This window comes from Curtobacterium sp. MMLR14_002, assembly GCF_001864975.1.
Taxonomy (GTDB): Bacteria; Actinomycetota; Actinomycetes; order Actinomycetales; family Microbacteriaceae; genus Curtobacterium; species Curtobacterium flaccumfaciens.
Window position 1 is genome coordinate 20,481 of record NZ_MJGT01000083.1, and the last position, 6,825, is coordinate 27,305.

Annotated in this window: 7 protein-coding genes; 5 read left to right on the forward strand and 2 right to left on the reverse strand. The window is 71.2% G+C overall.

The window, feature by feature from the left end; all coding sequences use genetic code 11:
* Positions 1-3: 3 nt before the first annotated feature.
* Positions 4-495 carry a DUF4307 domain-containing protein gene (locus tag BIU91_RS14985; protein ID WP_017886738.1) on the reverse strand — a complete coding sequence of 164 codons (492 nt, stop codon included), beginning with the start codon at positions 493-495 and terminating at the stop codon, positions 4-6.
* Between the two features lie 19 nt (positions 496-514).
* Between BIU91_RS14985 and mca the strand changes: the two genes are divergently transcribed.
* Positions 515-1,405, forward strand: a complete 891-nt coding sequence (gene mca, locus BIU91_RS14990) for a mycothiol conjugate amidase Mca (protein WP_027464504.1) — start codon at positions 515-517, stop codon at positions 1,403-1,405.
* Entirely contained in the window at positions 1,402-1,707 is a 306-nt protein-coding gene (locus BIU91_RS14995) for a hypothetical protein (RefSeq protein ID WP_017886736.1), read from the forward strand. Before mca ends, BIU91_RS14995 begins: the two co-directional genes overlap by 4 nt.
* A gap of 284 nt (positions 1,708-1,991) precedes the next feature.
* Here the strand turns inward: BIU91_RS14995 and BIU91_RS15000 are convergent, their stop codons facing one another.
* Positions 1,992-2,705: a hemolysin III family protein gene (locus BIU91_RS15000; RefSeq protein ID WP_071406128.1), complete on the reverse strand. Its 714-nt coding sequence runs from the start codon at positions 2,703-2,705 to the stop codon at positions 1,992-1,994.
* Positions 2,706-2,801: 96 nt separating this feature from the next.
* Between BIU91_RS15000 and BIU91_RS15005 the strand changes: the two genes are divergently transcribed.
* The 3 genes from BIU91_RS15005 to BIU91_RS15015 all read left to right on the forward strand — a co-directional run bounded on the left by BIU91_RS15005 (position 2,802) and on the right by BIU91_RS15015 (position 6,707).
* Positions 2,802-3,587: an isoprenyl transferase gene (locus BIU91_RS15005; RefSeq protein ID WP_071406129.1), complete on the forward strand. Its 786-nt coding sequence runs from the start codon at positions 2,802-2,804 to the stop codon at positions 3,585-3,587.
* 124 nt (positions 3,588-3,711) lie between these two features.
* Complete coding sequence (locus tag BIU91_RS15010) at positions 3,712-4,821, forward strand: aminotransferase class V-fold PLP-dependent enzyme (RefSeq protein ID WP_071406125.1); 1,110 nt, start codon at positions 3,712-3,714, stop codon at positions 4,819-4,821.
* A gap of 521 nt (positions 4,822-5,342) precedes the next feature.
* Positions 5,343-6,707, forward strand: a complete 1,365-nt coding sequence (locus BIU91_RS15015) for a PhoH family protein (RefSeq protein WP_171907855.1) — start codon at positions 5,343-5,345, stop codon at positions 6,705-6,707.
* The last annotated feature ends 118 nt before the right edge of the window (positions 6,708-6,825 follow it).

A 6,825-nucleotide genomic window follows, 5' to 3' on the forward strand; every position in this document is an offset into this window, starting at 1 on the left:
AGTCTAGGGAATCCAGCAGTCGTGGATCAAGCCGGTCACGCCCCGCGTCGTCGTGGTGACCTGGGTGGAGATGCTCCGGCTGCGCTGTTCGGACGCCGGCACGGTGATCTCCTTCCAGCCCACGATCGAGTAGCTCTTGTCGAGGACCTGCACGGCGCACTTCGCCTCGACACCCGGGTCGACGGACACCTGCGAGTGGACGACGGTGCTGTGCTCGGACAGCACCTCGTACCCGATGACGTCCTGGTCGAGGCCGCGGTCGGACTGGTCGAGCCCGGCCCAGATCACCCACGCACCGAAGACCACGACGACCGCGATGGCCGCGACGATCGCGAAGAGGCGGCTGCGGCGCTTGCGGGCCGGGGTGCGGCCGTAGCGCTCGTCGAGGGTGGCGGTCTGGTGCTGTTCGGACAGTTCGGGGCTCCCGGGGTGGATATCCTGATCCCAGGGTAGTTCACGCGATGCTGTGCGCTGCCCGCGTCCGACGCCGCTCACCCGCAGTGAGGAACCCCACGTGCCCTACCGTCTGCTGGCCGTCCACGCCCACCCCGACGACGAGTCGAGCAAGGGTGCCGCGACCGCCGCGAAGTACGTGGCCGACGGGCACCAGGTGCTCGTCGTGTCCTGCACCGGTGGCGAGGCCGGCGACATCCTGAACGACCAACTCGGCGAGCCGGCCACGAGCCGTGCCCACCGTGACATGGCCGGGTACCGCCGCACCGAGATGGCCGCGGCGCAGCAGGCACTCGGCATCGACCACGTGTGGCTCGGCTACCACGACTCGGGGCTGCCCGACGCCGAGAAGGGCGAGACGGTCCGGCCGGGCACGTTCTCCACGGTGCCGCTCGAGTACAGCACCGAGGCCCTCGTCCGCGTGATCCGGCGGTTCCGCCCGCACGTGCTCGTCACCTACGACGAGAACGGCGGCTACCCGCACCCCGACCACATCCGCACGCACGAGGTGTCGATGGCCGCGTGGTCCGCCGCCGCCGACCCGTCGGCGTACCCGTCCGCCGGTGCCCCGTGGTCGATCGCGAAGCTCTACTACGAGCGCACGATGAATCCGCGCCGCTTCAGCACGATCTTCGAAGCCCTGCAGGAGCGCGACCCGGACAGCCCCGCGATCGAGCAGCTGCGCGAGTGGGTCGAGCGGTTCGCCGACCGGCCCGACCTCGCCACCACCCACGTCGACGTGCACGAGTACTTCGACCAGCGTGACGCCGCACTCCGCGCGCACGCCAGCCAGGTCGCACCGGACAGCGCCTTCTTCTACTGGCCGAACGACCTCCTCGCGACGGTGTGGCCGACCGAGGACTACCAGCTCGTGGAGGCACGCGTGCCGACCGAGCTCCCGGAGACCGACCTGTTCGCCGGGATCCCAGCCGACAAGGAACCGACCTCGTGAGCACCATCGCGGCGGCACTCGCCGCCACCCCCAGCCCCAGCCCCTCGGTCGTCCCCGACGTCGACGTCACCCCGGGTGTCGTCGGGTTCATCGCGATCGCACTCGTCGCGATCGTGACGATCCTGCTCGTGGTGGACATGACCCGACGCATCCGTCGGACCCGCTACCGCGCCGAGGTGCGCGAGCGGCTCGAGGCCGAGGCGAACGGCACCGCGGGCGACGGCACCGCGACGGACGAGCCGGAGCGGCGGGCGGCCGAGGACGGCCGCGCCGACGTCGGCGACGACACCGAGCGCGGCTGACGCGACTACAGGGCGGCTGACGCGACTACAAGGCGGACTGGCGCGGACCGCTCAGCGGTGACGCGCCAGCGGCACGCGGGCCGCGCCGACCGAGCCTGCGAGGGAGGGGTGGCGGCATCGTCACGGGCCTCCAGTCCGCCTTGCGCGCGCGCCGACCGGAACCGGGCGTACCGACCGGAACCGGGCGTACCTGGTCGAACCGGGCGTACCTGGTCGGAACTTTCGGGTGAGTACGCCCGGAACCACCAGGCATCGCACCCGTTCTGGGAAGGAACGTGCGACGGTCAGCGCACCGGGTCCAGCGCGACGATGAGCACGCCGACCCACTGCGCACCGAAGGCCACCACGGTCAGGGCGTGGAACACCTCGTGGAACCCGAACTGCGTCGGCACCGGGTTCGGCCGCTTGAAGCCGTAGACCAGGGCGCCGATGATGTAGGCGACGCCGCCGGACAGGATGAGCACGGTCATCGGGACGCTCGCCGCGAAGAACTGCGGCAGGAGCCCGAGGGCAGCGCACCCGAGCACCAGGTAGATCGGCACGTACAGCCAGCGGGGCGCGTTGATCCAGAGCACCCGGAACGCGATGCCGAGCGCTGCGCCCGACCACATCACCCAGAGCACGACGACCATGAGCGTGTGCGGCAGGGCGCAGATCGCGACGGGTGTGTAGGTGCCGGCGATGAGCAGCAGGATGTTGGTGTGGTCGATGCGCTTCAGCACGGCCTTCACCTTCGGCCCCCACGGGAACCGGTGGTAGGTCGCGGAGACACCGAACATCGCGAGCGACGTCGCCATGAACACCGCGCTGCCGACCTTCGCCGCGGTGCTGTCGGCGAGGGTGATCAAGACGATCCCCATCGCGATCGCGAACGGGAACGCACCGAGGTGGATCCAGCCGCGCCAGGCCGGACGGGGTTCGGCGGCGGTCGCGGTCGCCGACGCCTCTTCCGTGAACGGGACGTGGGGGAGTGTTCCGGTCTCGTGCTCGTCCTGCATGGTCCCGACCATAGGGCCTGACCCCGAACGACAGCCACGTGTCCGCAGAGCGGGAGCCTCAGGGATCCGGCGTCGGTGGTGCACTACGCTCGGTGCGTGACCGGGACGGCGGGATGGACAGGGCGAGGGATCCTCTACCGCGCCTACCAGCGCCGGATCCGCCGCCAGCTCGAGGGTGCAGCGAAGCCGAAGCACGTCGCCATGATCGTGGACGGCAACCGCCGCTGGGCGAAGCAGCTCGGGCTCGAGTCCGCCGCACACGGCCACCGCGCCGGCGCCGCGAAGATCCCGGAGTTCCTGACGTGGTGCGACGACCTCGGCATCGAGGTCGTGACGCTGTACCTGCTGTCCGCCGACAACCTGACGGGTCGCGGCGGCGAGGAGCTCGAGGAACTCGTCGGCATCATCGCCGACCTCGCCGGGGTCCTGGCCGACAACCGCGACTGGCGCGTGCAACACGTCGGGTCGAACGAGGGGCTGCCGCAGAACCTGGTGACCGCGCTCGAACAGGCCGAGCAGCGCACTGCCGGCCGCACCGGGCTGCACGTCAACCTGGCCGTCGGGTACGGCGGGCGGCGTGAGATCGCGGACGCCATGCGCAGCATCGTGCAGGCGCACGGCGCGGGCGGCGGCACCATCGACACCCTGGCCGAGGTGCTGACGCCGGAGCTCATCGGCGACCACCTGTACACGCAGGGGCAGCCCGACCCCGACCTGGTGATCCGGACCTCGGGCGAGCAGCGGCTCTCCGACTTCATGCTGTGGCAGAGCGCGCACAGCGAGTTCTACTTCGTCGAGGCGTTCTACCCGGACCTGCGCGAGGTCGACTTCCTCCGCGCTGTCCGCGACTTCGGGCTCCGGTCGCGCCGCTTCGGCGGCTGAGCAGCCACCTCCCGCAGCCGACTGCCCAGCCACCAGCCAGCAGCCACCTCCCGCACCGGGTTCGTCGGCGGAGCCGCGTCCCAGTAGGCTCTCAGGGTTCAACCCTGTGAAAGGTGCACCACCTGTGAACATCGACGAGTACGCCGCCGGCTTCTCCGAAGACCCCGGTTACCTCGACCACGCTGCGTTCGGCCCCGTGCAGACCGCCGTGCTCGAGGAGCAGCGTGTGCTCGGCACCATCCAGGCACACATGCGCTTCGGCGCCATGGAGACCCTCGACGAGCAGGACGCCCGCGTCCGCACCGTCGCCGCCCGCCTGGTCGGCCGCCGCGAGGACCAGGTCGTCTCGCAGGCCGCGACGACCCCTGGCCTGCTGCACACCGCCTTCGGTCTGACCGGCGGCGTGCTCGTGTCCGCCGACGAGTACCCGTCGCTGCCTCTTGCACTCGCCAGCGCCGCCTCGGCCACCGGCGGACGGGTGCAGCCCGTCGTCATCGAGTCGGGTGCCGGCTGGGTGACGCCCGAGCTGATCCGTGAGCGCCTGTCCGACGAGGTGACCGCCGTCGCGGTGTCCCTGGTCGACTGGCGCACCGGCTACCTGACCGACCTCGCCGCCATCCGCGAGGTCATCGGCGACCGCCTGCTCATCGTCGACGCGATCCAGGGCTTCGGCGTCGTCGACGCCCCGTACGAGGTCGCCGACGTCGTCGCCACCGGCGGACAGAAGTGGTTGCACGCCGGGTGGGGCACCGGGTTCGTGGCGTTCAGCGACCGTGCGCTGAACCGGATCCGTCCTGCGCTGTCCGGCCCGCACGGCACGTCCGGCTGGCCCACCGAGGTCCCGGCGGTGCGTCCGGGTGCCGCCGGCTTCCAGATGTCCCGCATCGACCCGGTCGCGCAGGCCCGGCTCGCGGTGTCGCTCGAGCGTCTCACCGCCGTCGGCGTCGCCGCCGTGCAGGAGCGGGTCACCGACCGCGTCGAGCGCGTGTTCGCCATCGCCGACGAGTTCGGGCTCGAGGTCGAGTCCAGCCGCGACCCGGCCGAGCGCGCCGGCATCGTGGTGCTCCGGCCGACGCAGGGTCGCGTGACGGCCCTGTCCGCCGCGATGCACAACCACGGCGTCACCGCGACCACGCGGCTCGGCGTCGCGCGGGTGTCCGTGTTCCCGTCGACCACCGACGAGACCCTGGACATGTTCCGCGACGCCTGCGTCTCGTACGCCACGATGCAGTAGCAGCGGCGCGGCCGCTGCGCTTGCTGTCGCCCGTCCGCGTCCCGCGAGCGGTCACGACACCCCGCTCACGTCCGCCGAGTGGTCACCACCGGTCGGCTGGCGCCGTCGCACCCGACGGTTCGTGGCCACCCGGCGTTGCGCGCGCGACGATTCGCGACCACCGGACGGACTGGAGGCGCGGTGCTAGGCCGCCACGGGCCTCCAGTCCGGAGTCCGCGAGCGGTCACGGCACCCCGCTCACGTCCGCCGAGTGGTCACCACCTGTCGGCCGGCGCCGCCGCACCCGACAGATCGCCACCACTCGGCGCCACCGCCGCGCGCGGCGTCGCGAGCCGCGCTCGCGTTGTTCACGCGACCGTAACTCCGGAAACCGCGTGTCGCTGTCGGGGTGTCGGGGGCCGGACGTACGTTGTCCCCATCGGGCACCGCGCCCGATCGAAGCGGCCACAGTCGGTGCTTCGGGACCCGCTCCGTGGCCGCGTTCGAGGACAGGACCGGGCCCGTCGCGGCCCGGGGATGGAGTGGTCGTGACCTCTCAGAACGTCTCTCGCGGAGCACAGCAGCAGCAGCACACCGCGGACTCGTCCACATCGGTCGCCCAGCGCACGTACGTGCTCGACACATCGGTGCTCCTCAGCGATCCGCGGGCGTTGTTCCGCTTCGCCGAGCACGCCGTGGTCCTGCCCGTGGTGGTCGTCAGCGAACTCGAGGCGAAGCGCAACGACCCGGAGATCGGGTACTTCGCCCGGCAGGCCCTCCGGCTGCTCGACGAACTGCGCATCGAGCACGAGCGGCTCGACTTCCCGATCGCGATCGGCGACGGCGGCTCGTTCCGCGTCGAACTGAACCACTCCAACCAGTCCGTCCTGCCGTCGGGTCTGCAGCTCGGCGACAACGACTCCCGCATCCTCGCCGTCGCGTCGAACCTCAAGAACGACGGACTCGACGTCGTGGTCGTGTCGAAGGACCTGCCGCTCCGGGTCAAGGCGTCCTCGATCGGCATGGCGGCGGAGGAGTACCGCGCCGAACTCGCGGTCGACTCGGGCTACACCGGCATCGCCGACCTGCAGGTGTCCGGCGAGCAGATGTCCGACCTGTACGAGAAGGAGGAGATCCGGTCCTCGAAGCTCGACGGCGTCCCGGTGAACACCGGCGTCGTCATCCACTCCGAACGCGGATCGGCCCTCGGCCGCGTGCACGTCGCCGGCGCCGTCGCACTGGTGCGCGGCGACCGCGAGGTCTTCGGCCTCCGCGGGCGCTCGGCCGAGCAGCGGCTCGCCATCGACGCGCTGCTCGACTCCGAGATCGGCATCGTCTCGCTTGGCGGCAGCGCCGGCACCGGCAAGTCGGCGCTCGCCCTGTGCGCCGGACTCGAGGCGGTGCTCGAACGGCAGCAGCACAAGAAGATCATGGTGTTCCGGCCGCTGTACGCGGTGGGCGGGCAGGACCTCGGCTTCCTGCCCGGCGACGCCGGCGAGAAGATGAACCCGTGGGCGCAGGCCGTCTACGACACCCTCGGTTCGGTGGTGTCGGACAACGTCCTCGACGAGGTGGTCGAACGCGGCCTGATCGAGGTGCTGCCCCTGACCCACATCCGCGGCCGCTCCCTGCACGACGCCTTCGTGATCGTCGACGAGGCGCAGTCGCTCGAACGGAACGTGCTGCTCACGATGCTCTCCCGCATCGGCCAGAACTCGCGGGTCGTGCTCACCCACGACGTCGCGCAGCGCGACAACCTGCGGGTCGGCCGGCACGACGGGATCGCGTCGGTCATCGAGCGGCTCAAGGGGCACCCGCTCTTCGCGCACGTCACGCTGACGCGGTCCGAGCGCTCCGCCATCGCCGCCCTGGTCACCGACCTGCTCGACTCGCCGGATCTGGTGTAGGGCGGCAGACACTGACGGGTTTTCGCGCTCACCGACAGGTCACGCGCGTCCGGACGCGTGACCTGTCGCTCAGCGCGTGAGGCGGGCCGAGCCGCCATCGGACGGACGGGAGGCCCGG

What these genes read in the sequence shown, in the direction of transcription:
- BIU91_RS15000 (WP_071406128.1), bottom strand. Translation starts at nt 2,705, where the DNA reads ATGCAGGACGAGCACGAGACCGGAACACTCCCCCACGTCCCGTTCACG.